Genomic DNA, 26,871 nt, shown 5'->3' with positions numbered 1-26,871 from the left:
TTATTCATTTCAAGCTCAGAAAAAACAGAATCGAGTTCTTTTGGTAGTTGATTATATTGGCTATTTTGATCTATCATATAGGGAGCACCTCTTCTGTATGGTAGTGTTTTCTAGTCAATTACACTATACCAAAGAATGAGGTGTTTTTTCATTTTTAAAAAACATTGTCAAGCAACATATTTAATAGATATTAAATACAATACAGCCAACAATTAGCGCTTATTTTTCTGGTGCGAAAGTTGAGTAATAATATTTTATTCAAAATATTAACATTTCTTAAATTTTTCATTCTACCAATTACTAAATATGTCTATTTTTCAAAGGGATTGTGTGCTTTCCTCTAATTATTTTCTAGTTTTTTTTTCTTTCTCGCTACTTCTTTTAAAACGATCCACAAGTATCACCTTTCGCCCAATACTTCAGACCTCCCTTTATTGTTATTCACATGTGAATAAGTTAAAATAAATGGATATAGGCTGCTTGTGGATAAATATTGTTCTCTTTTACAGAAAACCATGATGTGGTATTCTAATAAATTAGGGAAATAAATTCAGGAAATTTTTCTGTTTGAGCCCTTTGAATCGAAATGAATGAAGGTTCCTTATACAAGATGATCGGAAAAACACTGAATGAAAGATGTGTTTATATAGACATTTAGAAGATGAAAGAGGTGAGAAAATGGAACTTGATACAATTGCTGCAATTTCTACGCCAATGGGAGAAGGGGCTATCGCGATTGTGCGTTTAAGTGGACCTCAAGCATTTGAAATTGCTGATGTTGTTTTTAAAAGCAAAAGTGGGAAAAAATTAGTTGAAATGTCATCACATACGATCCATTATGGCCATATTATCGATCCTAAAACAAATGAAGTGGCTGAAGAAGTGATGGTATCCGTAATGAAGGGGCCTAAGACCTTTACAAGGGAAGATGTCGTTGAACTGAACTGTCATGGAGGCCTTGTTTCCGTCAATCGCGTTCTTCAATTAGTCCTTAATGCTGGAGCTAGATTAGCAGAACCAGGTGAATTTACAAAACGTGCGTTTCTAAATGGACGAATCGATTTATCACAGGCTGAAGCGGTGATGGATTTAATCCGTGCGAAAACAGATAAAGCGATGAATGTAGCGTTAAATCAGATGGAAGGGCGCTTGTCGAAACTCATTCGTTCCTTACGGCAGGAAATATTAGAAGTTCTCGCACATGTAGAAGTGAATATTGATTACCCAGAATATGACGATGTAGAAGAGATGACGACGAAAATATTACTGGAGAAGTCGAAAATGGTCCAAAGAGAAATTGAAAAATTATTAACAACTTCACAACAGGGGAAAATTTTACGTGAAGGCTTGTCAACCGTTATTATTGGACGCCCAAATGTAGGGAAATCTTCTTTACTAAATGCACTTGTACAAGAAAATAAAGCCATTGTAACCGATATTCCCGGTACAACCCGAGATGTCATTGAGGAATATGTAAATGTTAGAGGAGTTCCCCTTCGTCTCGTTGATACTGCTGGAATAAGAGAAACAGAGGACATTGTCGAGCGTATTGGGGTCGAGCGATCAAGGAAAGTATTAAAGGAAGCCGACTTGATTTTATTAGTGTTGAACTATGCAGATGAGTTAACAAAGGAAGATGAAAAGCTTTTTGAAGCAGTAGCAGGTATGGATGTCATCGTGATTATCAATAAGACCGACTTACCTGAAAAAATCAATTTGAGTCGTGTGAAAGAATTGGCAAAACATCATCGTCTTGTGACCACTTCGCTTTTAGAAGAAAAAGGAGTGGATGAATTAGAAGAATCCATTGCTTCATTATTCTTCGAAGGAACAATTGAAGCTGGCGATCCAACATATGTTTCAAATAGTCGCCATATCGCTCTCTTAAATCAAGCGAAACAGGCTATTGATGATGCAATCGAGGCCGCTGAGTTAGGAACCCCGATTGATATTGTTCAAATTGATTTAACAAGAACATGGGATTTATTAGGTGAAATTATCGGAGACAGTGTACAAGATAGTTTAATTAATCAACTATTTTCGCAATTCTGCCTTGGAAAGTAACGAATTTAAAGGAGGAAGAAACAAATAATGCAGCAATATGAGGCAGGTCAATATGATTGTATAGTTGTAGGTGCTGGTCATGCCGGTGTTGAAGCAGGCTTAGCAGTAGCAAGAATGGGTGTAAAAACATTGATGGTTACGATCAACTTAGACATGGTCGCTTTTATGCCATGCAATCCTTCCATTGGAGGACCGGCGAAGGGTGTCGTAGTTCGTGAAATTGACGCTCTTGGCGGACAAATGGGAAAAACCATTGATAAAACCCATATCCAAATGAGAATGCTGAATACAGGAAAAGGTCCAGCTGTTCGGGCACTTCGGGCACAAGCGGATAAAGTCTATTACCAACAAGTAATGAAAAATACTCTAGAAATGGAACCCAATTTGACCTTAACTCAAGGAATGGTGGAGCGGCTTGTAGTTGAAGATGGTGAATGTAAAGGGGTCATTACTCATACAGGCGCTACGTACCGTTCTAAAGTTGTCATTATTACAACAGGTACATTTTTACGAGGAGAAATCATTTTAGGAGATTTAAAATACTCCAGTGGCCCAAATAATCAACGGCCATCTATTCAATTGTCAGAGCATTTACAAGAACTTGGTTTTGAACTTGTGCGATTTAAAACAGGTACACCTCCACGTGTGAACAGTCAAACGATCGATTATAGTCAGACAGAAATTCAACCTGGGGATGAAACACCAAGATCTTTCAGCTATGAAACAGTAGAATATATTACAGACCAACTTCCTTGTTGGTTAACCTACACAAATGATAAAACTCATAAAATTATTGACGAAAATTTACATCGTTCCCCAATGTTTTCAGGAATGATTAAGGGGACTGGTGCGAGATATTGTCCTTCAATTGAAGATAAAGTCGTTCGTTTTAATGATAAACCAAGACATCAAATTTTCTTAGAGCCTGAAGGTCGACATACTCAAGAAGTATATGTACAAGGACTATCAACAAGCCTACCAGAAGATGTTCAGCATCGTATTTTACAAACGATCCCAGGCTTAGAAAAGGCACAGTTAATGAGAGCAGGTTATGCTATTGAGTATGATGCGATTGTTCCTTCTCAGCTTTGGCCGACATTAGAAACGAAAACGGTGAAAAACTTGTACACAGCAGGACAAATCAATGGGACATCTGGCTATGAAGAAGCGGCTGCTCAAGGTTTAATGGCAGGTATTAATGCTGCTCGAAATATTTTAGGAAAAGAAGAAATTATTTTAAGTCGTTCTGATGCTTATATTGGTGTACTTATTGATGATTTAGTGACAAAGGGTACGAATGAACCATATCGACTCCTCACATCTAGAGCCGAATATCGTTTATTACTTCGCCATGATAATGCTGATTTAAGATTAACACCGATCGGTTATGAAGCCGGATTAATTAGTGAAGAACGATATCGACGCTTTAAAGAAAAAGAGGCAGCGATCCAGAAAGAAATGAAGAGATTGAAATCCATCACGATTAAGCCGAATGAAGAAACGCAAAATCTCATTCGTGAAGCAGGTGGAAGTCCATTAAAAGATGGAATTCGTGCTTCTGACTTATTACGCCGTCCGGAAATGACTTATGAACATATACAAAAGCTAGCTCCGAGTGAGGAAGAATTGGAAGCAAATATTATTGAACAGGTAGAAATTCAAGTGAAATATGAAGGGTATATTGAAAAATCTTTACAACAAGTTGAAAAGTTGAAAAAGATGGAGGATAAAAAAATACCAGAGGATATTGATTATGATGCGATTAATGGGATTGCAACTGAAGCTCGTCAAAAGTTGAATAAGATTAGACCATTATCGATTGCACAAGCTTCTCGGATCTCTGGGGTTAATCCGGCAGATATATCCATTTTACTTGTTTATATTGAACAAGGGCGAATTGCTCGCTTATCATAAATGGTGGAAGGATAAAATTAATGAATGTGGACAGTTTTCAAGAACGTTTGCTGGAGAAGGGGATTTCCCTTTCTTCCAAGCAACTTCATCAGTTTGAACGATATTACGAGCTTTTAGTTGAATGGAATGAGAAAATTAATCTAACGGCTATTACAGAAAAAGAAGAGGTGTATTTAAAACACTTTTTCGATTCAATTTCTGCCGCTTTTTATTATGATTTTCATCAGGGACAAGCAGTTTGCGACGTAGGGGCAGGTGCAGGATTTCCAAGTATCCCGATTAAAATCGTTTTTCCGCATTTAAATGTGACCATTGTGGACTCTTTAAAGAAACGAATTACCTTTTTAGAAAAATTAGCGACAGAACTCCAGTTGGAAAATGTTTCATTCTTCCATGATCGTGCTGAGACATTTGCCAAAAGGAAGGATCATCGAGAATCTTATGATGTCGTGACAGCAAGGGCAGTTGCAAGAATGTCTGTTTTAAGTGAATTATGTCTACCATTGGTAAAAATAAATGGAACGTTCCTTGCTATGAAAGCTGCTACAGCGAATGAGGAGTTAGAAAATGCTCAAAAGGCAATCAAGGTGCTTGGAGGACAATTTGAAGAGGTTCATCACTTCCAATTGCCTATTGAAGAGAGCGAAAGAAATATCATTTTCATAAAAAAAGTCAAAGCAACACCTAAAAAATATCCCCGGAAACCAGGGACACCCAATAAAATGCCGATTGAATAATGAATTGCTTTTTTTTTAAGCAAACCTTCACAACAATCAAGTTGAAATAGCTGTGATGGCTGTTTCTCCTTTTTACATAGAGGGATATTTCCCAAGAAATAGTGCGAAATAAAAGCTATTCTTAAATCATGAGCAAATGCCATGAATAAGGTGGGGAAGAAAAATTTATTGTCGAAAAATGCAAAACGAAAAAACGAAATCTCAAGCTGATCATGAAGGAACTTGTCAGCATGAGAGAGAATATGTATTATGGGAGTTTCTCAAAGGTGGTGTAGGACGATGAAGCATCCTTTCTCTCGTTTCTTTAGCTTAAGCGAAAAAGAGGAAGAGTTATCGGCGAGTGAGAGAGAAGAAGTAAAGCAAATTCCTGTTTCTCAAATTGTACCAAATCGCTTTCAACCAAGGACTATTTTTGATGAAGGGAAAATAGTAGAACTGGCAAGAACCATTCACACTCATGGAATTATTCAACCCATTGTCTTGCGTGAGTTTGACAAAGGCCAATATGAAATTATCGCAGGGGAACGACGTTGGCGAGCAGTACAAACATTAGGTTGGGAAACGGTTCCAGCTATTATAAAAAATTTAAATGATACAGAAACTGCTTCTGTCGCATTAATTGAAAACTTACAAAGAGAAGAGCTGTCTCCTATAGAAGAGGCAGTTGCCTATGGGAAATTAATTGAATTGCATAATTTGACACAGGAAGCATTAGCACAACGGTTGGGAAAAGGTCAATCAACCGTTGCGAATAAACTGCGACTTCTAAAACTTCCTCAGGATATTCAAGATGCACTTTTACAAAAGGCCATCACTGAAAGACATGCCCGTGCACTTATACCATTGAAAGATCATGAAAAGCAACTTCAATTAATGAATGAAATTATAGATAAAAGTTTAAATGTTAAGCAAACAGAAGAACGAGTTATAAAAATGTTAGATCAAACAGAGAAAAAACCGAAACCCCGCAGAAAGGCATTTAGTAAAGATATGCGTATTGCAGTCAATACGATTCGGCAATCGCTATCAATGGTTTCTGACAGTGGAATTAAGTTAGATTCTGAAGAAGAAGACCTCGAGGAATATTATCAATTCACCATTCGCATTCCAAAGAAGAAATAGGAATAATATAAGAAAGTGAGAAGCATAGAATCAGGAATGTTTCTCACTTTTTTGTGGAAAAATAGCGAAAAAAATGATTTAAGGGAAAGTCTATCAAAATAGCAGTCATAAGGAGTCATTTCGACCTATTCATTTCGACTAAAAGTTAGTACTTCAATCCGAAAATGATATTTTTACAACTTCAAAGATAACGAGTTCAATAATATTTGGTAAAATAGAATACATCATCACTAATTTACTTGGACATTAAAGGTAGGTGAAAACTATTGGGGAAAGTCATTTCCATTGCTAATCAAAAAGGTGGGGTAGGAAAAACGACTACGTCTGTTAATTTAGGTGCTTGTTTAGCATACATAGGAAAAAAAGTCTTGCTTGTGGACATTGATCCACAGGGAAATGCGACGAGTGGTGTGGGAGTTGATAAAGGAGACATCCAACAATGTATTTATGATGTTCTGATTGATGACACGAGTATTGAAGAAGTGACACTTGCGACAAAAGTGGAGAATCTCTATGTCATTCCTGCAACGATCTCACTTGCTGGTGCTGAAATTGAACTTGTACCAACTATTTCAAGAGAAGTGAGATTAAAGAGAGCATTAGAAGTAATCAAGCATCAATATGATTTTGTCATCATTGATTGCCCACCTTCATTAGGATTGCTTACGATAAATGCATTAACTGCCTCTGATACCGTCATTATCCCTGTTCAATGTGAGTACTATGCATTAGAAGGACTTAGTCAATTATTAAATACAGTTCGACTTGTCCAAAAACATTTGAATCATGATTTAATGATTGATGGGGTGTTATTAACTATGCTGGATGCCCGAACAAATCTTGGAATTCAAGTGATAGAAGAAGTGAAGAAATATTTTCAAGACAAAGTGTACCGCACGATCATTCCCCGAAATGTTCGTTTAAGTGAAGCGCCTAGCCATGGTGAACCTATTATTATATATGACCCCAAATCAAGAGGGGCTGACGTATATTTAGATTTTGCGAAGGAGGTGGTCGTAAATGGCTAGAGGACTTGGAAAGGGAATCGATGCACTTTTTCCGAATATGAAAACAGGTAAAAAGGAAGAGGTCGTTCAAGAAGTTGCAATTAACCAATTACGTCCCAATCCTTATCAGCCTCGTAAAGTGTTCCAAAAAGAAGCGATTGATGAACTGAAAGAATCTATTTTGCAACATGGAATCCTCCAACCACTTATTGTGAGAGAAAGTATTAAAGGGTTTGAAATAGTGGTTGGTGAAAGAAGATACCGTGCTGCTAAAAAGGCGAACCTAGAAAAAGTTCCAGTTGTGGTCCGAGAATTATCAGATCAACAAATGATGGAAATGGCCATTCTAGAAAACCTTCAACGTGAAGATTTAACCCCAATTGAAGAAGCAACGGCCTACCAAATGCTAATAGAAAGACTGGATCTAACACAAGAGCAATTAGCAAAAAGATTAGGAAAAAGCCGTCCACATATTGCCAACCATATTCGATTATTATCCTTACCGGCGGAAATTCAGCAACATATATCCGATGGAATTATTTCCATGGGGCATGGTAGAGCATTATTAGGGTTAAGAAAAAAAGAACATTTATCATCATTGGTGAAAAAAGTCGTAAAGGAACATATCAATGTACGTCAACTTGAAACATTGATTCAACAGTTGAATGAAAATGTTCCACGTGAAACAAAAGTTGCAAAGGAAGAAAAGAATCTTTTTCTTGAGGAACAAGAAAATGTTTTAAGAGAAACATTGGGAACAACGGTTACAATTAAACAACTAAAAGGGAAAGAAAAAGGGAAAATTGAGATTGAATTTTTTAATCAAGAAGACTTGCAGCGAATTCTTGATTTACTTGATCGATAACGTTCATTGTAAACAAGTCATTAGGAAAGTGATTTTTTGATTCTCTCCTCTTCTCTTAAGAAGAAGTGAAACAAGGGTACATGGTAAACAAAAGTTAGTCGGAATCTCTTCGGCCGTCTTTTGTTTCTTTTTTTTGAATTGAGTAGGAGTTTATGTTTCATAATCGAAATATCATCTAGTTCATGTTATTTTAGTAGTATTCTAAAAGTTCAGAAATCTAGTAAAAGGGAATGAATACAGATGGTACTGACTGGGGCGATTGTAAATGGGGCCACGATTATGTTAGGGGCAGCGATAGGGAAATTCCTTAACCGGATCCCTGAGGCTATGAAAGGCACGGTGATGCAAGCAATTGGATTAGCTGTGATTGTATTAGGTTTACAAATGGGGTTTAAAAGTGAGAATTTTTTAATTGTCATCATTAGCATGGTCGTTGGAGCGGCTATAGGCGAGTTCATGGCTTTAGAAGAACGATTAAATCAAATGGGAAGGTGGCTAGAAAATAAAATTGGATCTAAAGAAAAGGGGAATGCTAGCATTTCGGAAGGTTTTGTGACAGCTACGTTAATTTTTGTCATTGGCGCAATGGGCGTGATTGGAGCATTGGACAGTGGAATTCGGGGGAATCATGATGTTCTATTGACAAAGTCTATCATAGATGGGGTTACAGCATTGATTTTAACGACAACATTTGGGATTGGCGTGCTTTTCTCAGCTATTCCTGTCTTTCTTTATGAGGGGATCATCGCTATCTTTGCCACACAGATTAATCGTTTGATCCCTCAAAATTTAATGGATCAATTTATTTTAGAAATGACTTCTGTTGGGGGGATTATGATTTTTGCCATTGGCTTGAATGTATTAGGTCTAACCAAAATTCGCGTTGCAAATTTATTACCGAGTATACTCATCGTTGCAGTCATAGTCGGATGTCTTCATGCTTTTTGATAAGTTGATGATAAAGCAAAAAAATCCGAGTGCAAAAGCAATCAGATTTTATTCCGCATGATGAATGGCAAGGGCCTTCAATTAGATAGTGGTATTTGTTTCCTAGACCGTTCAACCAACACTAAGATAAGGTTTCGCATTTATCCCGCCTTAACGGGCAGTAAAACCCCCACTGAATGAAGTTTCACTTTATAGTGTCCTCTCTTCATCTGTTACAAGTGGATGTAATTCTAATCTTCGTTGATATTTACGAGAGACTTCTACTATGCTTTTTGAAATGATTTTTGCCATCTTCATGACAAGATTTAATCGTGTGTTTTGTAGAACAAAAAATTCCATAAAACCACTGACATTGACAATTCCAGTAATATGGGCCTCACCAACAGGCGGAAGTTCTTTTTGGACACCGGCTCCTGGTTTGACAGGTCCATTCGCAATTTGAATGATTCCGACGCTTTTTAATTTTCCTAAGCAGGCATCCACCCCTATAATAAAAGGATTCACATGTTCCTTATGGATGGAATCGAGCTTTTCCTGCAAATTTACTGCATGGACGGGATCATCCAAAGTGCCATAGATGTGAAAATGAGAAAGCTCGCTTTCGGCAAGAAAAGTTCCTGTGAGTGGACCTAAGGAGTCACCTGTTGACCGATCTGTTCCGATGCAAACGAAAATGATTGGGCGTCCAGCAGATGCTGGGAGAAGTGATAATATTTCATGGGAAATCTTTTTCGTTGCAATATGGTCTGTATATTCAACTCTCATTGGTTCAGGTTTTCGGTCAAAGATCCCTTTAAGCTTCATTAGATCCACTCCTTTTCAATCATAGTAATAGTATACGGATATGAAGAAATTTCTATACATAAAAATGGAATAATTGTTTTAGTAATATGGAAATAAATTGAATTGAAAAAGTTTAGTACTACAAAAGTCAAATGAAAATTGATAAAATATACATGCTCTCAGTGATGAGGAAAAGGGAGAGAAAATAATCATGAACGTATATGAAAAAATGGTTGATAAACTATGGGAAAAGTTCTCAAGTGAAGATACATGGATAGCGATAGGGGAAGGATCATTAAGAATAATAATTACCTTACTGTTAGCTGGAATTGTTGTAAGGATTGGAAGGATTATCCTTCGTAACTTTTTCAGACTCCGGTCTAAATCTCCTTTAACCGTGTCTGAAAGAAGGGAAAATACATTACTGAAATTGCTAGAGAATATTATCTCCTATGTAGTTTATTTTATGGCGATTATCAATATTTTAGAAATACTAACTTTTAACATTAAAGGGTTGCTTGCTGGTGCAGGAGTTGTTGGATTAGCTATTGGTTTTGGAGCTCAAAACTTAGTGCGCGATGTGATTACAGGATTTTTTATTATTTTTGAAGATCAATTCTCGGTTGGGGACTATGTAAGAATTGGGCAATTTGAAGGGACCGTTGAGGAAATTGGGTTGAGAACGACGAAAATTAAAGGAATCAATGGTGAGTTAAATGTATTGCCTAATGGAGGTATTACTGAGGTAACGAACTTTTCTATTCATAATAGCATTGCGATCATCGATGTGAGTATTGCTTATGAATCGGATATTCAAAAAGCTGAAAAAGTAATAGAAGAATTATTGCAAGTTTTGCCGGGCAAATATGAAGAAATCGTTGCCCCTCCACAACTTTTAGGAATACAGAATCTTGCTGCATCTGATATTGTATTAAGAATTACAGCCGAAACTCTACCGACAAACCATTGGTATATTGCCCGAATGATTCGTAAAGAAATCAAATTATGTCTAGACCAGAATGGAATCGAAATCCCATACCCACGACTTGTTACGTACTCAAGGAAAGAACAACAGGAAAAACCTGTGGAAGTAAAACACGGAGGCGAATAAGGGAGGAGAAAGGAAATGGAGCAAAAAAACTTTCAATTACATGATATTGTCGAGATGAAAAAACCCCATCCTTGTGGGGTGAATCGTTGGAAGGTAATCCGTATCGGAATGGATATTCGAATAAAATGTGAAGGTTGTCAGCATAGTGTGATGCTTCCCCGCAAAGATTTTGTTAAGAAAATGAAGAAAGTACTTGAAACAGCGACTGAAGAATAAAGAGATGGTCCTTAAGGTTCATTATACTTTGCCTTAAGGATCAGTCCTCTTTCTTTTTTTCGCCCTTTTCCCAAAGATATTCTTTTGGGAACGCTAGAATCCCTTGTCTTTTTTCCACCATATATCTATAATTGTGAAAGGTTTATATTCAATTTTTCTGAATAAAAGATAAGTATCTTTGCTTGAATGATGCCTTTCCTGTTTTGTGAAAGTCTAAGTCTTTCCAGAATTTTAAAGGATGGTTTGTGTGTATAGACAATTATTTATGAATAGAGGAGTGACGAAGTATGGCGTTAACAGCCGGAATTGTTGGCTTACCGAACGTAGGAAAATCAACATTATTTAATGCCATTACAAAAGCGGGGGCAGAATCTGCCAACTATCCCTTTTGTACCATTGATCCTAATGTTGGGATTGTAGAAGTACCAGACGAACGGTTAAATAAATTAACAGAGTTAGTACAACCAAAGAAAACGGTTCCGACCGCTTTTGAATTTACAGATATCGCTGGAATTGTAAAAGGGGCTAGTAAAGGGGAAGGCTTAGGGAACAAATTTTTATCTCATATTCGCCAAGTGGATGCGATCTGTCATGTCGTCCGCTGCTTTGCGGATGAAAATATCACCCATGTTTCAGGAAAGGTAGACCCTATTTCTGATATCGAAACGATTAACTTAGAATTAATACTGGCCGATTTAGAAACAGTGGATAAAAGAGTTGGCCGTGTAGAAAAAATGGCGAAACAAAAAGATAAAGATGCGATGATCGAACATGAAATCCTTGTGAAATTAAAGGAGGCATTTGAATCAGAATTGCCAGCTCGAACTGTCGAATTCACAGAAGAGCAAATGAAAGTTGTGAAAGGGTTACATCTACTTACAATTAAGCCAGTACTTTATGTGGCAAACGTTGGAGAGGACGATGTTGTCGATCCTTCAGAAAATCCTTATGTACAACAAGTTCGCGAATTTGCCGATAAGGACCATGCTGAAGTCATCGTCGTTTGTGCTAAAATTGAATCTGAAATTGCTGAATTAGATGACGAAGAAAAGGCAATGTTTTTACAAGAATTAGGAATTGAAGAATCTGGACTTGACCAATTAATTCGTGCAACATACAGCTTACTTGGGCTAGCTACATACTTTACTGCAGGTGTTCAAGAAGTACGTGCTTGGACATTCCGAAAAGGGATGAAAGCACCAGAATGTGCGGGAATTATTCATACCGATTTTGAACGTGGATTTATTCGTGCCGAGACTGTTTCCTATGAGGATTTATTAAATGCAGGTTCAATGGGAGCGGCTAGAGAAGCAGGAAAGGTCCGACTTGAGGGGAAAGAATATTTTGTTCAGGACGGGGATGTTATCCATTTCCGTTTTAATGTGTAAAAGAATAAGAAAAACGGAGTGTTGAGAAATACAACGCTCCGTTTTTCTATTCCGTTTTTACATCGTTCAAAATATAAAGGAAACCTTCGAATTATCGGCCCAATATAACCGTTTGTAATGCTTTATCTAAATAGAGTTGCTGCTCTTTTTTGTTTTCTTCAAGTTCGGAGATAGCTGCTTTTAACTCCATATATTTTTCTATGACCTTTTCCTTGGAAGAATAAATGACGAAAACAGCACCTAGACTATTAATATAATGATTGATCTTCTTTTCTTGCATGATTCTCTCTCCTTTTACTTATTATATTTTGCTAGACGGATAAATTGCGAAACTTGTTCGCTTGTTATAGCCTTTCCTATTCTTGCCATGAGAAAATTGACTTCAGAAGCCTTAATATCAGGGTCATTTGTTTTGTATTCTACAAATCGAGCAGACTCAAGCACCTTTCTTAACATATTTCTGTACAAATAAGGATCGCCATTGGTGAGTTTTAAATCCCAATGCCAGCAATATTCTAGAGAAATAATAATATAATGTTCCAACTCCTGTTGGGTGAAGATAGAATGCAATAATTTTTTGGCAATGCTTCGGTTTCGAAAAGTGGGAGCCACTTCAATGACCCCTAGTACTTTCAGAAAATCTAATTTAATCCATCTCTCCTCTTCCTCTGGTGAAAGTATGATTGTATAACCAATGATTTGCGAATCCACGATAGCTAAAGCCATAAATGCCTGTTCCGTCTCCATTACTTGTGTTAATGTTTGCTGTTGATGATGTGCTTCTCGAAATCTATTTAAATCTGGATGGAAATGGTTATATTTTAAGTGTCGGAATACTTCCTCTGGATCAGAAACAATCTTCACTTCCCCCACCCCTTCTCTTTTATGAGAAATTGAACGATAAAAAAAGAGCATTCGGACCAAGGGCCGAATGCTCAGAATAGTTTCTTTCAAACATCATCGTATAGAAAAAAGAATAGACTTCTTCTATATGAATTCTTCACAGACACCTCCCTATTACCCGTAGGAATTATTGCGCTTATTAAACAGGCAGGTCTCCTGACTTAACTTCATCGTTTCCAGCGTCTTCCCATTTCATTTTGAAACAGTGACAAATAGCAGGTCGCTCAGAATTACAGTGGCGGGAACCGTGTCGGATTTACACCGAACTTCCCTTTTAAGCTATAGTAAAATATAGCACCTGTTTAAAAAAGGAATATTCACTTGTTGTTTAGAAAACTTTAAAATATAGAACTGTGGATCACCCTTTAAAAATGTTGACCACGGCAAGCCTCAAGCGCCTGTCGTCTAGCGAATTTTTCCGTTTACTCCCTCTGATAAGTCAACATCAGCTCAAGAAGGACCTTGCTCTCGTTTCTTTTATTTCAGTCGAAACTTGAGAAATCCGTACGGCGATGATCGAGGCGCTTCCGCTTTTGTACATCTAGCTCCAGCGCCTATCGTCTAGCGAATGTCTCCGTTTTCTCCCTACGATAAGTCAACATCGGCTCGTGGACTTCCTCGCCGTGTTTCCTTTATCTCAGTCGAAATCTGCAACATTCGTACGCCGATAACCAAGGCGCTTCCGCTTTAGTTAAGTATAATTCAGTCTTCCTTTTGTGTCTATTTTTATTTTCTGAATTTTTAATTTAAATTCCTTTATGTTTCTGTTTTGTGAAACCTTTTAGTTTATTGAATCGTATTCTCTAAAAAGGGGGAAATGGTTATGCCTATTTGCCAAAATTGTCAAAGTAAATGGAAGTGGAAAGAAACTCTTTTGAAATCATTTTCTTTTTCCTATGGATGGACGTGTCCTTACTGTCAGCATATACAATACGTGTCAGCTAAATCGAGAAAAAAAGCGTCGGTTTTTACGACTTTGCCCATTCTTCTTTGGTTTCCATTGACCATCTTTCATGTCCCTATTTCAGTTATTCTAGTGATAGAGTTGATCGCCTATGTGATGGTTCTTTTGTTAGTACCAAGATTGTACCAATTACGGAATAAAGAAGAACCACTTTGGTGAAAATAATCAAGAGAATTACAGAAAATTTACAAAATCCTTCGTATAAACTAATAATGATCTTTTACACTAAAAGAAAATGAAGTTTAGAGGGGGTTTTTCAAGTGGAAAGGGCAAAATCATGGTTTATCAAACAAGATCAAGCCTATTTTTACTTTCTTAATCGCCGCTCGAAATTATGCGTGTCTTTTTTTAAACATATTACCCATCTTGGGGGAGCGATGTTTACAATTGGATTGCAACTTATATTATTAATGTCAAGTAATCAAACATTGAGAAAGGTTGCATTGCTTGCTTTAGTATCGTTAGTTGTCAGTCATGTAGTAGCTGTTTTAATTAAAAAGACTTTTCAAAGAATCCGTCCGTATTTAGCCTTGCCTAATGCAATGGTACATGGTCATTTATTCAAGGACTACTCTTTTCCATCCGGCCACACGACAGCTGTTTTTTCCATAGTTATTTCTTATCTTGTTGTCTATCCATCCCTTTTACCTTACTTACTGCCAGCTGCCCTTCTTGTAGCCGTTTCTAGAATTGTGTTAGGTGTTCACTATCCCTCAGATGTTCTTGTTGGCGCATTATTAGGAACATTTACAGCGATTACTTTTTCTACCTTTATGTTTTAAGTCTATTGAAATCTATTTTTGGGGATGACTCATTGCTTTTAAGATACCATTATGGTATAATTTCTTCCTGTGAGTAATGAAAACATTGCTCCTTGCTCTTTTTAAAAGGAAAGAGCCGTATAGTCCATAAGGAGGTGAAAGAAAGATGAAAAAGTACGAATTAATGTACATCATCCGCCCAAATGTAGATGAAGATACTAAAAAAGCAGTTGTTGAGCGTTTTGATAATGTCTTAACTTCTAACGGTGCGGAACTCATCGATTCTAAAGACTGGGGTAAACGTCGTCTTGCATACGAAATTAACGATTTCCGTGAAGGCTTCTATCAATTAGTTCATGTTCAATCTAAACCAGAAGCTGTTCAAGAATTCGATCGTTTAGCAAAGATTAGTGACGATATTATCCGCCACATTGTCGTTAAAGAAGAAGAATAATTCATTTGAAATGTTTAGTAAAATAGCTTCTACTTTTTGAAAAGTAGTCGTTCAATCATACAAACAAATTCTTCGATTAATGTTTCACGTGGAACGTTAATTAAGAAGGAAGGGGTTGATTCTGATGATGAACCGAGTTGTTTTAGTCGGTCGTTTAACAAAAGACCCTGAACTTCGTTACACACCGAATGGCATTGCTGTTGCTTCTTTTACTCTTGCTTGTAATCGTAATTATACGAATCAACAAGGTGAGAGAGAAGCGGATTTCATTAATTGTGTTGTTTGGCGCAGACCTGCGGAAAACGTTGCAAACTTTTTGAAAAAAGGCAGCCTTGCTGGTGTCGATGGCCGCATTCAAACGCGGAATTACGAAGGACAAGATGGTAGACGTGTATACGTTACAGAGGTCTTGGCTGAAAGTGTACAGTTTTTAGAACCACGTAATGCTTCGGCAGGAAATAGCCGACGCGATGACAGTGGGATGTTTGGCGGTAGCCAAAGACATCAAGACAATCCTTTTAGTCAGAATCAACAAGATCGAAACAATAATGGTTTCACACGTATAGATGAAGATCCATTTGCAAATGACGGTCAACAGATCGATATTTCAGATGATGATCTCCCATTTTGATGATAAGTTTTAAATAACAAGTAAAGGAGGGAATTGAACATGGCAGGTGGACGCAGAGGTGGACGTAAACGTCGGAAAGTGTGTTATTTCACATCTAACCACATCACTCATATTGATTATAAAGATGTAGACTTACTTAAAAAGTTTATTTCTGAACGCGGAAAAATTCTTCCACGTCGTGTAACAGGAACAAGCGCTAAATACCAACGTCGTTTGACTTTAGCAATCAAACGCGCTCGTACAATGGCTCTTCTTCCATATGTTGCAGAAGAAAAATAATATAAAAAAGACAGTGGGGATCTTTGCCTTGCTGTCTTTCTTTCGTTTTCCTAGAAAATTATAAAATTTAGAACTGTGGATATCCTCCTTTGAAAGGGGTTGTCCACGTCTAGCGGATTTCTCCGTTTTCTCCCTCCGATAAGTCCACATCAGCTCGTGAAAGGCCACGCTTTCGTTTCCTTTATCTCAGTCAAAGACTACAAAATACGTACGCCGATGGACAGGCGCTTCCGCTTTTGTTCTTTTCGAGTCCTTTTGTGTGCTTACCCACTTCCCTCACTCCAACTTTAATAAAATCTTTACATTGCGATAACCTAATCTATACATCTTAAGTCTTATACTAAAAGTAGTATATATAAGGTTGTGATGTTCTTGAGATCAATCAAATTCAAACTAATTATTCCTATAACTATTTTGTTAATGGTTTCATTTGGAATCATTATTTTTTTTACGAATTGGAAAATGGAAAAAATAATGGAAACGGATGTAATGGAACAAATAGATGGAATTGTTAAAGAAGCGAACCATTCCACTCAAGTGTTTTTAGAAAAGCACGAAACTAGTCTACTTATGTTATCTGAGAGTGATGAATTAATTCAATTTGCACGAGGGGTTCAGGATAAGGTCGATCATGAGGAATTAAGTTTACTTGATCGAAGTGTTCAAAAAAGCTTTAATCGTTATACGAAGCATTATAAAGATGTTGCGTCTGTCTACTTTGTTTCCCCTACTAATAGATTAAAAGCTGCTCCTGTTTCTCAGTTTCCTTCTGATTATCATTTCACTGAGCAAAAATGGTATAAGGAAGCAAAGAAACAATCGAAAACGGCTGTTTGGAGTGAACCATACATTCATAAAGCAACGAAGACCTCCGTCATTACCATTTCAAAAGCTGTGTATAGCGGGGAGCAATTTCTAGGAGTGATCGCGGCCGATATTAATTTAACTAGTTTAACGAACTGGATGAATGATTTGAATATCGGGTATCATGGATTTCCGATATTAATCTCGAAAACAGGAGTGGCAATTGTTCATGATGAGAAACAAGGAAAAAATATAAAAAATCTCCCATACATTATGGAACTATTTCAACACTCTAATAAATCCGGAATCATTCAATTTGACCAATATAATGAAAGCAATAAACTTGTTTTTGACACAGTGAAAAATACGAATTGGAAGGTTGGGGCTATTTATCACCAAAAAGAATTACAAAAGGTTTCGCAATCGATTCAAGATTTCTTGTTAGTTGTGGCTTTAACGGTACTACTCCTTATCATCATAGCGATCATTTTGTTATCCGCTAAAATTACAAAACCTTTAGGAAAATTAACAGAATCAATTCAAATGGTGACAAAGGGCCATTTAAATATTCAAGTAGACATTCACAGCAAAGATGAAGTTGGTCAATTGGCCCATCATTTTAATTACATGATGACAAATATGAAAAATATTATAAAAGTGATGAATATAACGGCTAAAAATGTACGTGAATCGGTTGGAAGGTTACAAGAAATAGTGGAGATGACAAAGGATTCGACAGAACAGACAGCAGCAGCCGTTCAAAGTATTTCGGAGGGAGCGACTGATTCCGCCCAAATGTCGGACAAGGCAGACCAGCAATTTCATGATTTAGGAAATAGGATCAATCATATTTCAGTTAAAACCGATCAAATGTCTTCTTTATTACAAAAGGCCGATCAAACTAGTGATAAAGGATTTCAACAAATGTCTCTATTAAAAAAATCAAATGAGAACTCAAGCGAAGTAGTGGATCATATGCAAGAGGTGATGATTCATCTAAACGATAAAGTAGAAACGATTGAAGTCGTTGTGCAAACGATTACCCAAATCGCGTCTCAAACAAATTTATTAGCACTAAATGCTAGTATAGAGGCAGCTCGTGCTGGTGAACACGGAAAAGGGTTCGCTGTTGTAGCCGATGAAGTTCGAAAACTTGCTGAACAATCTAGTGAAGCAACGAAAAAAATTACGACTATTATTCAAAATATCCAAATGAGTACAAAACATGCGGTCGAGCAAATGTCTAAAACGAAAAATAGTTTCCATCAACAAACAGATGTTGTGAAACAAACCAATAGCTCGTTTCAAGAAATTTCAGAGTTCATTCACCAAATCAAACAATCAATTTCCGCTGTAAATGTAGAAGTTCAAGAAGTAACGGGAAAAAAAGATGAAATGCTAGAAGTCGTAAAAGAGGTTGCATATATTTCACAAGAAGCGGCAGCAGCAAGCCAAGAAGTACATTCCTACACGGAAAATCAACTTAATTCCACAACAGTTGTTTCTGAGGCCATGAGAGATCTAACAGAATTAAGTATTCAATTACAGAAGGAAATCAATCAATTTAAAACAAGTTAAAATAAAAAAAGTTGGGGTTTTTCCATAAGATTAGAGCTAGGTACATCAACGGGATGAAGCTTGGTACTTAAAGGAATTCCCAACTTTAATTTTTCATGAACATCCCCTTTGATCAAAAATCCACTTAGTAGAGAACTGTCTAACAATCTTGCAATCCTCTCCCACCTGTTGATCCTTTAATTTGGGAAATTTCCAAATCCCCATAATTGGAATATAATACGTTTGTTGTATATGGAATTGTTGAATTGAAAAGGAATCGGGGATAAAATGGTGATATGTGTTAAAATATAGAGACAAATCACCCTCATGGAAAATAGGGTTTCTGTGCGAAAGTGTATGATAGTTTCTATTGATCATAGGAATGACAGATTAAAAAAATTGAGGTGTTGATGTGAGAGATACCCGAGTTTTAACAGAGGGCGCACTGATGGTAGCTATTTTCACAGTGCTTTTATTAGTATCCATTTACATACCCGTTTTGTGGATAATCTCCATGCTGTTTCTCATTTTGCCGTTTTTCATTTACAGTGCAAAATATCCCCAAAAATATTCAACTTTAATGGTGTTGGCCAGTAGCGTGATCTCAATGATCATTGGTGGGGTATTTTCAATCGGACTAGCATTAGCTTATGGGACGACGGGGCTTGTTATGGGATACTTTGTCCAAATGAAGAAGGGAAAATTCGCCATATATATGGCAGGAAGTTTAACATTTTTAGTGAATACCATTTTACAATATGTGATCGCCATCGCATTTTTTCAAATCAATTTTATTGAAGATTTTACAAAAATGTTCAAAGAATCCTATACACAGTCGATTAATTTAATGAAACAATTAGGACAGCCAGTTCCGGATAATATGATGGAACAGTTCAATGAAATGTTGAATTTAATACAAATATTAATGCCAAGTTTATTAGTGTTAGCTTCCTTTCTAATTGTTCTTTTAATGATGATCGTTAATTTTCCTATCGCTAAACGGTTAGGGATTCAGGTTCCAAATTGGGCGCCATTTAGGGAATGGCAAGTTCCCAAAAGTGTTTTGTGGTACTATTTAATTTTATTATTAGGGAATTTGATTGTGGCTCCAGAGCCCGGTTCTACTTGGTACATAGCGTCTGTCAATTTGATGTTTATGCTTCAGCTTTGTTTTTATATTCAAGGTTTAGCATTTATTTATTTTTATGGTCATTACAAAAATTGGACAAAGGCGATCCCGATCATCATCACGATTGTATCGATTCTTTTTTTACCAATTCTTTATTTCATTCGATTATTAGGTATAATTGACTTAGGATTTCATTTACGGCAGCGCCTTCAACAAAAATCTTAACAAGCGAATTATTTTAAATATTAGGAGCTGAAATCATGCTTTCATACTATAAAAGGCGAGTAATTCGCTTCCCCTTGTATGGATTAATGATCGTGTCGGCGGCGCTGTTATCAGTGCTCGCCTTTCGATATTTTTGGTTCAGTGTCATTTGTTGTGCATTGATGATTGTCTTGTTTGGATTGATCTTTTATTTAGAAAGGCAGATGCATCAGGATGTAGAGAACTATATTTCGACACTTTCATACCGCTTAAAGCACGTCGGGGAAGAAGCCTTAATGGAATTGCCAATAGGGATTTTATTATTTAATGATGATTTATATATTGAATGGACAAATCATTATTTTGCTTCTTGGTTTGAAGAGGAAACCATTATAGGTCGATCACTATATGATATTGCTGAACCTGTTGTCCCCATTGTCAAGCAAGAGGTGAGTGAAGAGATTGTCTCATTAGGGGAAAGGCAATTTACCGTTATTTTAAAGCCGAAAGACCGTCTTCTATACTTTTTTGATATAACAGAACAACAGCAAATTGTGAAAAAGTATGAAGAGGAAAAAACCGTATTAGCCATCATTTATTTGGATAACTATGATGATATAACCCAAGGAATGGATGATCCTACAAGAAGTAAATTAAATAGTTTAGTCACTTCAAGTTTAAATAAATGGGCAAAAGAATATGGAATCTTTATGAAAAGAATTAATTCTGATCGCTTTATTACCGTGTTTAATGATAAAATTTTAAAAACATTAGCTAAAGATAAATTCTCTATTTTAGACGAAGTAAGAGAAATGACCGGAAAGCAAAATGTTCCACTGACTTTAAGTATTGGTGTAGGAGAAGGAGACCTCCCATTGCCTGATTTAGGGGATATTGCACAGTCTAGTTTAGATTTAGCTCTTGGTCGCGGTGGGGATCAAGTCGCCATTAAACAAACAAATGGGAAAGTTAAATTTTACGGTGGGAAGACAAATCCAATGGAGAAGCGAACTCGAGTCCGTGCAAGAGTTATTTCCCATGCGTTGAAGGAATTAATTTTGGAAAGTGACAAAGTGATCGTCATGGGGCATAAATATCCAGATATGGATGCGATAGGTGCCGCAATGGGAATTCGAAAAGTGGCCGAGATGAACAAACGTGAAGGTTTTATCGTGTTGAATTTCAATGAAATCGATAACAGTGTCAAAAGACTTCTTAGTGAAACGAAGAAGGAAGATGATTTATATCGTAGAATCATCACACCTGAGGAAGCTTTAGACCTTGCATCGGATAATACTTTACTCGTTGTGGTCGATACTCATAAGTCATCTCTTGTGATCGATGAGAAACTCCTAAATAAAATGGAAAAGGTTGTGGTCATTGACCATCATCGTCGCGGTGAAAACTTTATTAAAAACCCATTGCTTGTATATATGGAACCGTATGCTTCCTCGACTTGTGAACTCGTCACAGAGTTGCTAGAATACCAACCAAAAAATGAAAAACTTTCGATGTTAGAGGCAACGGCTTTATTATCAGGAATAATTGTCGATACGAAAAGTTTTACTTTAAGAACGGGCTCAAGAACATTTGATGCTGCTTCCTATTTAAGGGCACAAGGAGCGGATACTGTCCTTGTACAAAAGTTTCTCAAGGAAAACATTGAAACCTTTATTAAACGCTCCAAAATTATTGAAACAGTTTATTTTTATGGTGAGGGAATTGCTATTGCGACTGGCTCGGATGATGTGATTCATGATCAAGTGCTTATAGCACAAGCAGCAGATACGATTCTGACAATGGATAGGGTAAGTGCCTCCTTTGTCATTGGAAAACGTGATGAAAATACCATCGGGATTAGTGCCCGTTCTTTGGGAGACGTAAATGTTCAAGTGATTATGGAAGATCTGGGCGGAGGCGGTCATTTAACAAATGCTGCAACGCAAATTTCAGATGTTTCTATTGAAGAAGCTGAAAAAATGCTTAAAGAAGTAATTGATACAATTATTCAAGGGGGTCAATCATCATGAAAGTCATTTTTTTAAAGGATGTAAAAGGTAAAGGGAAAAAAGGCGAAGTAAAAAATGTAGCAGATGGATATGCTCATAACTTTTTATTAAAAAAGGGATTAGCCGTTGAAGCTACTTCTGGAAATATGAAATCATTAGATAATCAAAAGAAAAAAGAAGAACAATTAGCGAAACAGGAATTGGAAGAAGCAAAAAAATTAAAAGAAGTAATGGAGCAGCTTACGGTTGAAATCAAAGCTAAATCAGGTGAAGGTGGTAGACTATTCGGTTCTGTTACAAGTAAACAAATTGCCGATGCACTAAAGAAAACCCATGATATAAAAATTGATAAACGGAAAATAGAATTAGTAGATGCTATCCGTGCGTTAGGTTATACGAATGTTCCTGTAAAACTTCATACAGTTGTTTCAGCAACATTAAAAGTTCATGTTGTAGAAGGAAATTAATTTTATAGTGAAACGTGGCATTGTGGCTTTTTTCTGTTTAAGGCTCAGTCGAAACTTGAGAAATCCGTACGCCGATGAACAAGGCGCTTCCGCATTTGGTTTCGTCTAGCTTCAGCGCCTATCGTCTAGCGAATTTCTACGTTTTCTCCCTACGATAAGTCAACATCAGCTCGAGAAATCGCTCGCTGTGTTTCCTTTATCTCAGTCGAAAACTACGAAATTCGTACGCCGATGAGCAGTCGCTTTCGCATTTGATGGAAAGAACAGCCACTGTATGAAGTTCTGCTTTGTGTTACAATAGGTTAGTCGAAAAAATGTGGTCATCATTTAACTGATCACATTTTTTCTATAGGTATCATTGTAGAGATCATCCTTCTCATTTTTAGGAGGCTTTGAATAAATGAACGATCTTTTTGTCGATCGAACCCCGCCGCAAAATATAGAAGCTGAGCAGGCAGTAATAGGGGCTATATTTTTAGAACCTAGTGCGATTACGGTTGCGTCTGAAGTATTAATTCCAGAGGACTTCTACCGGAATGCTCACCAAAAGATTTTCCAAACGATGTTAAAATTAAATGATCTAGGAATGGCCGTTGATGTGATTACGGTAACGGAGGAACTAGCCGCTTCTAAAGACTTGGAGGATATCGGTGGTGTATCCTATTTAACTGAATTAGCAGGATCGGTTCCTACAGCGGCTAATATTGAATATTATGCTAGAATCGTAGAAGAAAAATCATTATTACGCCGTTTAATACGTACCGCAACTCAAATCGCGCAAGATGGCTATTCTAGAGAAGATGAAGTGGAAGATTTATTAACAGATGCTGAAAAAAGTATTATGGAAGTCGCCCAACGGAAAAATAGCGGCTCCTTTCATGCGATTAAAGATGTCCTTGTTCGTACGTATGATAATATTGAAATGCTTCATAATCGTAAGGGTGATGTTACAGGAATTCCGACTGGTTTTGCTGAATTAGATCGAATGACAGCTGGATTCCAACGAAATGATTTAATCATTGTAGCTGCCCGTCCATCTGTCGGGAAAACCGCTTTTGCTCTTAATATTGCACAAAATGTTGCGACAAAAACGGATGAAAATGTCGCGATCTTCAGCTTGGAGATGGGAGCGGAACAGCTTGTGATGCGTATGCTTTGTGCGGAAGGAAATATCAATGCTCAAAACCTACGTACAGGGGCTCTAACAGATGAAGATTGGAAGAAGCTGACGATGGCAATGGGAAGTCTTTCAAATGCAGGGATTTATATTGATGATACACCCGGAGTTAGAATTAGTGAAATTCAAGCAAAATGTCGGCGTCTAAAACAAGAGCATGGCTTAGGAATGATCTTAATCGATTATCTTCAATTGATTCAAGGGAGTGGCCGTTCCAAGGAAAACCGGCAGCAGGAAGTGTCTGAAATTTCCCGATCATTAAAAGCGCTTGCCCGTGAATTAGAAGTGCCAGTAATTGCCCTATCACAGCTATCTCGTGGAGTTGAACAAAGACAGGATAAACGTCCGATGATGTCTGACATTCGTGAATCAGGGTCTATTGAGCAAGATGCGGATATTGTCGCCTTTCTTTATCGTGATGATTATTATGACAAAGAGTCTGAGAATAAGAATATTATAGAAATCATTATCGCAAAGCAACGGAACGGTCCAGTTGGTACTGTTCAGCTTGCTTTTGTGAAAGAATATAATAAATTTGTTAACTTAGAAAGAAGATTTGATGATGCATCAGTACCTCCTGGTGCTTGAGGTTCATAAGTAAACAGCCTAGCAATCTTGTGATCTAAAGTTTCATGAATGGTCTTATATCCTTCATGAATTTTGAGATAAGGGATGCTAGGCTTTTTTGTATATTCATGATGAATATATAAAAAAGTTTTTTTTAGAAAAAAAGACTATGAAACTGCTAATATCACGAATGAATGATGAGTAAATTATAAAAATGTTCGTGTTTTTGTTTGACTATCCTCTGTTTTTCCTGTTAAAATAACAATGCTTGAGTCAATTAAATCTTTATAAGGACCTTTTGGAGGTGCAGATCCATGTCTTCTGTAGTCGTAGTTGGAACGCAATGGGGAGATGAAGGGAAAGGAAAAATTACAGATTTCCTTTCAGAAAATGCTGAAGTAGTTGCTCGTTATCAAGGTGGTAACAATGCTGGACATACGATTCGCTTTAATGGTGAAACCTATAAGTTACATTTAATTCCTTCTGGTATTTTTTATAATGAAAAGATTTGCGTGATTGGAAATGGAATGGTTGTTGATCCGAAAGCCCTTGTACAAGAGTTGGAATATTTACATGAGCGTAATATTACAACAGACAATTTACGTATTAGTAATCGTGCCCATATTATTTTGCCTTATCATTTAAAAATTGATGAAGTAGAAGAAGAACGTAAAGGTGATAATAAAATTGGCACAACGAAAAAAGGAATTGGACCGGCCTATATGGATAAAGCTGCACGGATTGGAATCCGTATGGCCGATTTATTAGATTATGAAGTATTTAAAGAAAAGCTATCTCGTAATTTAAAAGAGAAAAATCGTTTATTGGAACGTTTTTATGAAACAGAAGGCTTTCAATTAGAGGATATATTAGATGAATATTATGAATATGGACAACAAGTAAAACAATATGTATGTGATACTTCTGTCGTATTAAATAATGCACTAGATGAAGGTCGGCGTGTTCTTTTTGAAGGAGCGCAAGGGGTTATGTTGGATATTGACCAAGGTACATATCCATTTGTGACATCATCGAACCCTGTGGCAGGTGGAGTCACGATTGGATCTGGGGTAGGTCCATCAAAAATTAACCATGTAGTGGGAGTTTGTAAAGCTTACACATCCCGTGTAGGTGACGGCCCATTTCCAACAGAATTAAAAGATGAGATCGGTCATCAAATTCGTGAAGTTGGTCGGGAGTACGGGACAACAACAGGTCGTCCACGTCGCGTTGGTTGGTTTGACAGTGTCGTCGTCCGACATGCCCGTCGTGTTAGTGGACTGACGGATCTGTCGCTAAATTCGATCGATGTCTTAACCGGAATTGAAACTGTTAAAATCTGTGTAGCCTATCGTTATAAAGGGGAACTCATCGATGAATATCCTGCTAATTTAAAGGTTTTATCGGAATGTGAGCCTGTATATGAAGAACTACCTGGATGGACAGAAGATATTACCGGTTGCAAATCTCTTAATGAATTACCTGAAAACGCCCGACATTATGTAGAAAGAATTTCCCAATTAACAGGGATTCCATTATCGATGTTTTCAGTTGGGCCTGACCGCACACAAACAAATGTCGTTCGCAGTGCATGGAGTTAAAAAGGAATACGAAGGACTAAAACATGTCAATTTTTATCATTGGCATGTTTTTTTATTGTGTAGATTTCTCCGTTTACTTCCTCTGATAAGTCAACATCAGCTCGAAAAATTGCTCGCTGTGTTTCCTTTATCTCAGTCTAAACTTGCGAAATCCGTACGCCGATGATCAAGGCGCTTCCGCATTTGATGACGTCTAGCTTCAGCGCCTATCGGCTAGCGAATTTCTGCGTTTTCTCCCTACGATAAGTCAACATCAGCTCGAAAAATCACTCGCTGTGTTTCCTTTATCTCAGTCTAAACTTGCGATATTCGTACGCCGATGATCAAGGCGCTTCCGCATTTGTTCATACCCAGTGAATTCAGCATGGTATAATTAAGAAAAAATAATGTTGAACAAGAGTTTTGGAGGTAAAATGAATAATAAAAATAAAACCGTTGTCCGTTCAATGGCGATCTTAAACTTATTTATGGACCATGCTGAATTATCATTTCAAGAGATTATTGATCTGTCTGGTATCCCGAAGACATCTGTCTATCGAATGCTTATGTCGTTAGAAGAAATGGGCTTTCTAGAAAAAGGGGAAGACTCGAAGTATCGTTTAGGTTTACTACTTCTCAAATTTGGTCATCTTGTTTCCTCAAGATTGGATATTAGACAAATTGCGTACCCGATCATGAAAGATTTGCATGATGATGTAGGAGAAGCGGTCAATCTCATCATTAAGCAAAATGATGAGGCCATTTATATTGAAAAAATTGATACAAATCAAAAAGTCCGTTTATATACAGCAATAGGAAGAAGAAGTCCCTTATATGCAGGCGCTTGCTCACGGGTCATCTTATCTTATTTACCAGAGCAAGAGATTCGTCATTATATAGAATCGATTCAATTGGAAGCCTTTGCAAACGGCACGATTACCGACAAAAAGCAATTATATGAAACGATTTTTGAGGCACAAAAGAATGGATATACCATTAGTTATTCAGAGCTTGAAAATCATACGGCAGCAGTAGCAGCTCCTATTTTTGACCATAAAGGCGACATAGCTGCCGGGATCAGTATTGCAGGACTTGAAGCGAATTACCAAAAAGGTCATGTTCAAGTCCTAATCGAAAAGGTAAAAGAAGCAGCTAGACAAATTTCAAAACGATTAGGATATAAAGAATAGCAAAGTTCGAGTAGACGATCTTTACCTTGGATGACAAGGA

General features: G+C 37.1%; 25 protein-coding genes and 1 riboswitch. Of the genes, 22 read left to right on the top strand and 3 right to left on the bottom strand.

Going from position 1 to position 26,871, the window contains the following annotated elements; translation table 11 throughout:
• Window positions 1-678: 678 nt before the first annotated feature.
• The 7 genes from mnmE (at window position 679) to J2S13_RS09015 (ending at window position 8,657) form a co-directional block, all read left to right on the top strand.
• Window positions 679-2,064, top strand: coding sequence for a tRNA uridine-5-carboxymethylaminomethyl(34) synthesis GTPase MnmE (gene mnmE, locus J2S13_RS09045; protein WP_307257415.1), 1,386 nt, complete (start codon window positions 679-681; stop codon window positions 2,062-2,064).
• Between the two features lie 27 nt (window positions 2,065-2,091).
• Complete coding sequence (gene mnmG / locus J2S13_RS09040) at window positions 2,092-3,978, top strand: tRNA uridine-5-carboxymethylaminomethyl(34) synthesis enzyme MnmG (RefSeq protein WP_307257414.1); 1,887 nt, start codon at window positions 2,092-2,094, stop codon at window positions 3,976-3,978.
• Between the two features lie 20 nt (window positions 3,979-3,998).
• Window positions 3,999-4,715, top strand: coding sequence for a 16S rRNA (guanine(527)-N(7))-methyltransferase RsmG (gene rsmG / locus J2S13_RS09035; RefSeq protein ID WP_307257413.1), 717 nt, complete (start codon window positions 3,999-4,001; stop codon window positions 4,713-4,715).
• Between the two features lie 279 nt (window positions 4,716-4,994).
• Window positions 4,995-5,837: a nucleoid occlusion protein gene (noc, locus tag J2S13_RS09030; RefSeq protein WP_307257412.1), complete on the top strand. Its 843-nt coding sequence runs from the start codon at window positions 4,995-4,997 to the stop codon at window positions 5,835-5,837.
• Window positions 5,838-6,103: 266 nt separating this feature from the next.
• The gene (locus J2S13_RS09025) at window positions 6,104-6,865 is read left to right on the top strand and encodes a ParA family protein (protein ID WP_307257411.1); all 762 of its coding nucleotides are present in this window, start codon (window positions 6,104-6,106) and stop codon (window positions 6,863-6,865) included.
• Entirely contained in the window at window positions 6,858-7,709 is an 852-nt protein-coding gene (locus J2S13_RS09020) for a ParB/RepB/Spo0J family partition protein (protein ID WP_307257410.1), read from the top strand. The genes J2S13_RS09025 and J2S13_RS09020 overlap by 8 nt, the downstream gene beginning before the upstream one ends.
• A 240-nt stretch (window positions 7,710-7,949) precedes the next feature.
• Entirely contained in the window at window positions 7,950-8,657 is a 708-nt protein-coding gene (locus tag J2S13_RS09015; protein WP_307257409.1) for a DUF554 domain-containing protein, read from the top strand.
• Between the two features lie 189 nt (window positions 8,658-8,846).
• Here J2S13_RS09015 and yyaC read toward each other — a convergent pair whose 3' ends face one another.
• On the bottom strand, window positions 8,847-9,461 hold the full coding sequence (gene yyaC / locus J2S13_RS09010; RefSeq protein ID WP_307257408.1) for a spore protease YyaC: 615 nt from the start codon (window positions 9,459-9,461) through the stop codon (window positions 8,847-8,849).
• Window positions 9,462-9,651: 190 nt separating this feature from the next.
• Here yyaC and J2S13_RS09005 point away from each other — a divergent pair, with 190 nt between their 5' ends.
• From J2S13_RS09005 to ychF, 3 genes are all read left to right on the top strand, one after another.
• A complete protein-coding gene (locus J2S13_RS09005) occupies window positions 9,652-10,551 on the top strand; it encodes a mechanosensitive ion channel family protein (RefSeq protein WP_307257407.1) in 900 nt (299 codons plus the stop codon).
• Window positions 10,552-10,566: 15 nt separating this feature from the next.
• Window positions 10,567-10,767: a DUF951 domain-containing protein gene (locus tag J2S13_RS09000; protein ID WP_307257406.1), complete on the top strand. Its 201-nt coding sequence runs from the start codon at window positions 10,567-10,569 to the stop codon at window positions 10,765-10,767.
• A 287-nt stretch (window positions 10,768-11,054) separates the two neighbouring features.
• Entirely contained in the window at window positions 11,055-12,155 is a 1,101-nt protein-coding gene (ychF, locus tag J2S13_RS08995) for a redox-regulated ATPase YchF (RefSeq protein WP_307257405.1), read from the top strand.
• A gap of 91 nt (window positions 12,156-12,246) precedes the next feature.
• On the opposite strand, the gene J2S13_RS08990 is transcribed toward ychF, so the two are convergent.
• Both J2S13_RS08990 and J2S13_RS08985 read right to left on the bottom strand, forming a co-directional pair.
• Window positions 12,247-12,435 (bottom strand): hypothetical protein, encoded by a 189-nt coding sequence (locus tag J2S13_RS08990; protein ID WP_307257404.1) that lies wholly within the window; start codon window positions 12,433-12,435, stop codon window positions 12,247-12,249.
• Between the two features lie 14 nt (window positions 12,436-12,449).
• Window positions 12,450-13,019 (bottom strand): GNAT family N-acetyltransferase, encoded by a 570-nt coding sequence (locus tag J2S13_RS08985; RefSeq protein WP_307257403.1) that lies wholly within the window; start codon window positions 13,017-13,019, stop codon window positions 12,450-12,452.
• A gap of 168 nt (window positions 13,020-13,187) precedes the next feature.
• Window positions 13,188-13,375, bottom strand: a riboswitch (cobalamin riboswitch).
• 506 nt (window positions 13,376-13,881) lie between these two features.
• On the opposite strand from J2S13_RS08985, the gene J2S13_RS08980 reads away from it, so the two are divergent.
• The 12 genes from J2S13_RS08980 (at window position 13,882) to J2S13_RS08925 (ending at window position 26,831) form a co-directional block, all read left to right on the top strand.
• Window positions 13,882-14,181, top strand: coding sequence for a TIGR04104 family putative zinc finger protein (locus J2S13_RS08980; protein WP_307257402.1), 300 nt, complete (start codon window positions 13,882-13,884; stop codon window positions 14,179-14,181).
• A 101-nt stretch (window positions 14,182-14,282) separates the two neighbouring features.
• Window positions 14,283-14,804 carry a phosphatase PAP2 family protein gene (locus J2S13_RS08975; RefSeq protein ID WP_307257401.1) on the top strand — a complete coding sequence of 174 codons (522 nt, stop codon included), beginning with the start codon at window positions 14,283-14,285 and terminating at the stop codon, window positions 14,802-14,804.
• A gap of 145 nt (window positions 14,805-14,949) precedes the next feature.
• Window positions 14,950-15,237, top strand: a complete 288-nt coding sequence (rpsF, locus tag J2S13_RS08970; RefSeq protein WP_307257400.1) for a 30S ribosomal protein S6 — start codon at window positions 14,950-14,952, stop codon at window positions 15,235-15,237.
• Window positions 15,238-15,361: 124 nt separating this feature from the next.
• Window positions 15,362-15,868, top strand: a complete 507-nt coding sequence (ssb, locus tag J2S13_RS08965; RefSeq protein ID WP_307257399.1) for a single-stranded DNA-binding protein — start codon at window positions 15,362-15,364, stop codon at window positions 15,866-15,868.
• Between the two features lie 39 nt (window positions 15,869-15,907).
• Complete coding sequence (gene rpsR / locus J2S13_RS08960; protein ID WP_307257398.1) at window positions 15,908-16,147, top strand: 30S ribosomal protein S18; 240 nt, start codon at window positions 15,908-15,910, stop codon at window positions 16,145-16,147.
• A 372-nt stretch (window positions 16,148-16,519) separates the two neighbouring features.
• Complete coding sequence (locus J2S13_RS08955) at window positions 16,520-18,529, top strand: methyl-accepting chemotaxis protein (RefSeq protein ID WP_307257397.1); 2,010 nt, start codon at window positions 16,520-16,522, stop codon at window positions 18,527-18,529.
• Between the two features lie 427 nt (window positions 18,530-18,956).
• Entirely contained in the window at window positions 18,957-19,862 is a 906-nt protein-coding gene (locus tag J2S13_RS08950) for a YybS family protein (RefSeq protein WP_307257396.1), read from the top strand.
• A gap of 35 nt (window positions 19,863-19,897) precedes the next feature.
• On the top strand, window positions 19,898-21,871 hold the full coding sequence (locus tag J2S13_RS08945; RefSeq protein WP_307257395.1) for a DHH family phosphoesterase: 1,974 nt from the start codon (window positions 19,898-19,900) through the stop codon (window positions 21,869-21,871).
• Window positions 21,868-22,317, top strand: coding sequence for a 50S ribosomal protein L9 (gene rplI, locus J2S13_RS08940; protein ID WP_307257394.1), 450 nt, complete (start codon window positions 21,868-21,870; stop codon window positions 22,315-22,317). Before J2S13_RS08945 ends, rplI begins: the two co-directional genes overlap by 4 nt.
• A 400-nt stretch (window positions 22,318-22,717) precedes the next feature.
• The gene (dnaB, locus tag J2S13_RS08935; RefSeq protein ID WP_307257393.1) at window positions 22,718-24,082 is read left to right on the top strand and encodes a replicative DNA helicase; all 1,365 of its coding nucleotides are present in this window, start codon (window positions 22,718-22,720) and stop codon (window positions 24,080-24,082) included.
• A gap of 293 nt (window positions 24,083-24,375) precedes the next feature.
• Complete coding sequence (locus J2S13_RS08930) at window positions 24,376-25,662, top strand: adenylosuccinate synthase (RefSeq protein WP_307257392.1); 1,287 nt, start codon at window positions 24,376-24,378, stop codon at window positions 25,660-25,662.
• 413 nt (window positions 25,663-26,075) lie between these two features.
• Window positions 26,076-26,831: an IclR family transcriptional regulator gene (locus J2S13_RS08925; RefSeq protein WP_307257391.1), complete on the top strand. Its 756-nt coding sequence runs from the start codon at window positions 26,076-26,078 to the stop codon at window positions 26,829-26,831.
• Window positions 26,832-26,871 lie beyond the last annotated feature (40 nt).

Origin of the sequence: Oikeobacillus pervagus, from assembly GCF_030813365.1 — a bacterium.
GTDB lineage: Bacteria > Bacillota > Bacilli > Bacillales > DSM-23947 > Oikeobacillus > Oikeobacillus pervagus.
This window is presented reverse-complemented; position numbering and strand designations above follow the sequence as displayed.

Excerpts from the sequence above, each read along its gene's own strand:
- J2S13_RS09005 (WP_307257407.1), top strand. The coding sequence starts at position 9,652 with ATGAACGTATATGAAAAAATGGTTGATAAACTATGGGAAAAGTTCTCA.
- rsmG (WP_307257413.1), top strand. The coding sequence starts at position 3,999 with ATGAATGTGGACAGTTTTCAAGAACGTTTGCTGGAGAAGGGGATTTCC.
- J2S13_RS09015 (WP_307257409.1), top strand. The coding sequence starts at position 7,950 with ATGGTACTGACTGGGGCGATTGTAAATGGGGCCACGATTATGTTAGGG.
- J2S13_RS08930 (WP_307257392.1), top strand. The coding sequence starts at position 24,376 with ATGTCTTCTGTAGTCGTAGTTGGAACGCAATGGGGAGATGAAGGGAAA.
- mnmG (WP_307257414.1), top strand. The coding sequence starts at position 2,092 with ATGCAGCAATATGAGGCAGGTCAATATGATTGTATAGTTGTAGGTGCT.
- J2S13_RS08945 (WP_307257395.1), top strand. The coding sequence starts at position 19,898 with ATGCTTTCATACTATAAAAGGCGAGTAATTCGCTTCCCCTTGTATGGA.
- dnaB (WP_307257393.1), top strand. The coding sequence starts at position 22,718 with ATGAACGATCTTTTTGTCGATCGAACCCCGCCGCAAAATATAGAAGCT.
- yyaC (WP_307257408.1), bottom strand. The coding sequence starts at position 9,461 with ATGAAGCTTAAAGGGATCTTTGACCGAAAACCTGAACCAATGAGAGTT.
- J2S13_RS08990 (WP_307257404.1), bottom strand. The coding sequence starts at position 12,435 with ATGCAAGAAAAGAAGATCAATCATTATATTAATAGTCTAGGTGCTGTT.
- ychF (WP_307257405.1), top strand. The coding sequence starts at position 11,055 with ATGGCGTTAACAGCCGGAATTGTTGGCTTACCGAACGTAGGAAAATCA.
- rpsF (WP_307257400.1), top strand. The coding sequence starts at position 14,950 with ATGAAAAAGTACGAATTAATGTACATCATCCGCCCAAATGTAGATGAA.
- J2S13_RS09000 (WP_307257406.1), top strand. The coding sequence starts at position 10,567 with ATGGAGCAAAAAAACTTTCAATTACATGATATTGTCGAGATGAAAAAA.
- mnmE (WP_307257415.1), top strand. The coding sequence starts at position 679 with ATGGAACTTGATACAATTGCTGCAATTTCTACGCCAATGGGAGAAGGG.
- J2S13_RS09020 (WP_307257410.1), top strand. The coding sequence starts at position 6,858 with ATGGCTAGAGGACTTGGAAAGGGAATCGATGCACTTTTTCCGAATATG.
- J2S13_RS08980 (WP_307257402.1), top strand. The coding sequence starts at position 13,882 with ATGCCTATTTGCCAAAATTGTCAAAGTAAATGGAAGTGGAAAGAAACT.
- rpsR (WP_307257398.1), top strand. The coding sequence starts at position 15,908 with ATGGCAGGTGGACGCAGAGGTGGACGTAAACGTCGGAAAGTGTGTTAT.
- ssb (WP_307257399.1), top strand. The coding sequence starts at position 15,362 with ATGATGAACCGAGTTGTTTTAGTCGGTCGTTTAACAAAAGACCCTGAA.
- noc (WP_307257412.1), top strand. The coding sequence starts at position 4,995 with ATGAAGCATCCTTTCTCTCGTTTCTTTAGCTTAAGCGAAAAAGAGGAA.
- J2S13_RS08950 (WP_307257396.1), top strand. The coding sequence starts at position 18,957 with ATGGTAGCTATTTTCACAGTGCTTTTATTAGTATCCATTTACATACCC.
- J2S13_RS08925 (WP_307257391.1), top strand. The coding sequence starts at position 26,076 with ATGAATAATAAAAATAAAACCGTTGTCCGTTCAATGGCGATCTTAAAC.
- rplI (WP_307257394.1), top strand. The coding sequence starts at position 21,868 with ATGAAAGTCATTTTTTTAAAGGATGTAAAAGGTAAAGGGAAAAAAGGC.